The following is a 2,850-nucleotide window of genomic DNA, read 5'->3' as shown; positions in this document are numbered from 1 at the left end:
CTGCAGCAGAAGGTGTTGAGCGGGAGAAGCTACACCACCGTGGCCGGCAAGGCGTTCCGGCCGCGCAGCCTCGATCTCGGGCCGTGGCGCTGGCTCACCTTCGCGCTCGGGCTCGTCTACCTGCTCGTGGTCGTGGTGTTGCCGATGCTGGCGCTGATCGTCGCCGCGTTCCGAAAATTCCTGTTCATCCGTGATGTCGCCGCCCTGTTCGACATGCGGCAATATTCGCTGATGCATTTCGACAGCATCTTCGACAATCCGCTGACCTTGAAGTCGATGGTCAACGCAGTCGAGGTCGGCATCATCACCGCCATCATCGGGGGCACGCTCGCCTTCGCGATCGGCTACACCATCCACCGCACCCGGCTGCCGGGCCGCCGCAGCATCGACCTGATCTCGACCGTGCCGGTCGCGATCCCCGGCCTCGTGGTCGGCGTCGCCTATCTCTGGGCCTGGATCGGCATTCCCGGCGGGCTCTACGGCACGATCTGGATTCTCGCGCTCGCCTTCATCGCGCGCTTCATGCCGGACACGGTGAAGGCGCTGTCGACCTCCTTCCTGCAGATTCATCGCGAATTGGAGGAGGCGGCCTGGGTCTGCGGCAAGGGCACGCTCGCGACCATCGCCACCATCGTGCTGCCGCTGGCGCGGCCGGGCGTGATTGCGTCCATGACGCTGCTGTTCGTGCTGGCGATCCGCGAACTCGGCTCGTCGCTGTTCCTCTACACCAGCAACACCATGGTGATGTCGGTCCTGCTGCTTGACTATTACGAAGGCGGCAATGTCGGCAAGACTGCGGCCTTCAGCCTGGTGCAGACCGTGCTGCTCGGCGTCCTGATCGGCGGCGCCAACTGGCTGTCGCGCGGGGCGCGGCAAGGCGGGGTGGCGCAAGGCATCAGGTAGCGACGGTCCAATAAGAAAAGTGCAGGGAGGATCAGCGTGAGATCAGGAAGATTGGCGAGAGTTGCCCGCATGGCGGTCATCGCGGCGCTCGGGTTCGCGCTCGGCGGCGCGCCCGCGCGGGCCGAGGAGAATTTCGGGCCGCCCGAGCTGATCGCGGCGGCGAAGGCCGAGGGCAGGCTCGTGTTTTATACGGCCAATTTCGCCGAGGTCGAGCAGCAGGTCATCAAGGAATTCAACAAGCGCTTTCCCGAGATCAAGGTCGAGATGGTGCGCGCGCCCGGCGGCCAGCTCATCACGCGGGTGAAGACGGAGGCCGCCGCCGGCAAGCTCATCGCCGACGTGGTCGACCATTCCGATCGCGCTCTGATGCTGCCGCTCGCTGACCTGTTCCAGGACTATGCGCCGCCGAACGCGGCCGACTACAATCCGGATGCGCAGATCTCGCCGAAGCTGTGGCCGCGCGCGACGCTGGTATGGTCGATCGCCTACAACACCGAATTGGTGAAGGACCCGCCGAAGAGCTGGCGGGATTTGACCAAGGCCGAATACGACAAGCAGACCGGTCAGGTGTTCGCCGCCTCCGGCGGCACCACCTGGACCCGCACCATGTTCGAGCGCCAGGTGCTGGGCGAGGACTACTGGGCCAAGCAGGCGGCGACGCATCCGGTGCTCTATCCATCGGGCGCGCCGATGTCGGACGCGCTAGTGCGCGGCGAGATCGCGATGGGGCCGTTGCTCTACAATGCGATCTACCCCAAGCAGAAGGACGGCGCGCCGATCAAGATCTTCTTCGCGCCGGAAGGCGCACCGGTCAATCCCTACGCCACCGGCATTCCGAAGACGGCTGCGCATCCCAATGCGGCAAAATTGTTCCTGAACTGGTGCATGTCCAGAGAGGGGCAGACCTTCATGATCAAGGAGCTCGGCAATCTCACCTCGCTGAGGGAGCCGCCGGTCTATCCCGAGGGTTTCGACCCCACGGTGGTGAAGGTCTGGTACCCGAACTTCGACCAGTATGTGAAGCTGCACGAGCCCTGGGTCGACGACTGGAACAAGACCTACGGCTACCGGCAATGAGGGAGGTTTGATGAGGCCGGTGACATCATGACGGGGACGCTCGAAGTCACGCACCTGCGCAAGCAGTTCGCGATCGGGCGGCCGGCCATCGACGGCGTCAGCTTTGGCGTGCCGGCCGGCGAGATCGTGGTGCTGCTCGGACCCTCCGGTTGCGGCAAGACCACGACGTTGCGCTGCGTCGCCGGTCTCGAGCATCCGACCGGCGGCGAGATCGCAATCGGCGGCAAAGTGATGTCTTCGCCGGAGCGCGGCGTGCTGGTGCCGCCGCGGCAGCGCGACCTCGGCATGGTGTTCCAGTCCTACGCGGTCTGGCCGCACATGACGGTGCGGCAGAACGTGGTCTATCCGCTCAAGCACCGCAAGGTTGCCCGCGCCGACGCCGACAAGAAGGTCGCCGACGTGCTGGCGCTGGTCGGCCTGTCGGAATACGCCGACCGGCCGGTGGTGGCGCTGTCGGGCGGACAGATGCAACGCGTGGCACTGGCGCGCGCCATCGTCTATCGGCCGCAGCTCCTGCTGCTCGACGAGCCGCTGTCCAATCTCGACGCCAAGTTGCGGTTGCGGTTGCGTGACGATCTGCGCGTCATCCTGAAGCAGACCGGCATGACCGCGCTCTACGTCACCCATGACCAGGCCGAAGCCGTCGTGCTCGGCGACCGCATCGGCGTGATGCGCGACGGCAAGCTGTTGCAGATCGGCTCGCCGGACGAGATCTATAACCGTCCAGCCGACCTGTTCGTGGCCAATTTCACCGGCGCCACCAACGAGCTCGCCGGCACGCTGGTCGAGCGCAACGGCAAATTCGGCGTGGTCGATTTTGGCGACGGACGGCGCGCCGAGGCCGCGCTGCTGCAGCCGGTTTCCCCCGGC

At 65.6% G+C, this 2,850-nt stretch carries 3 protein-coding genes; all 3 read left to right on the top strand.

Annotated elements, in window-relative coordinates; translation table 11 throughout:
- Positions 1–903: iron ABC transporter permease (locus JOY90_RS26075; protein ID WP_291693981.1), on the top strand; the 903-nt coding region annotated here is incomplete at its 5' end.
- A 69-nt stretch (positions 904–972) separates the two neighbouring features.
- Positions 973–1,980 (top strand): ABC transporter substrate-binding protein, encoded by a 1,008-nt coding sequence (locus tag JOY90_RS26070; protein ID WP_291693980.1) that lies wholly within the window; start codon positions 973–975, stop codon positions 1,978–1,980.
- A gap of 27 nt (positions 1,981–2,007) precedes the next feature.
- Positions 2,008–2,850: ABC transporter ATP-binding protein (locus JOY90_RS26065; protein WP_291693979.1), on the top strand; the 843-nt coding region annotated here is incomplete at its 3' end.

The organism is Bradyrhizobium sp., from assembly GCF_019242285.1.
Classification (GTDB): Bacteria; Pseudomonadota; Alphaproteobacteria; order Rhizobiales; family Xanthobacteraceae; genus Bradyrhizobium.
This window is presented reverse-complemented; position numbering and strand designations above follow the sequence as displayed.

Coding starts and splice junctions, on each gene's coding strand:
- JOY90_RS26070 (WP_291693980.1), top strand. CDS start 973: ATGGCGGTCATCGCGGCGCTCGGGTTCGCGCTCGGCGGCGCGCCCGCG.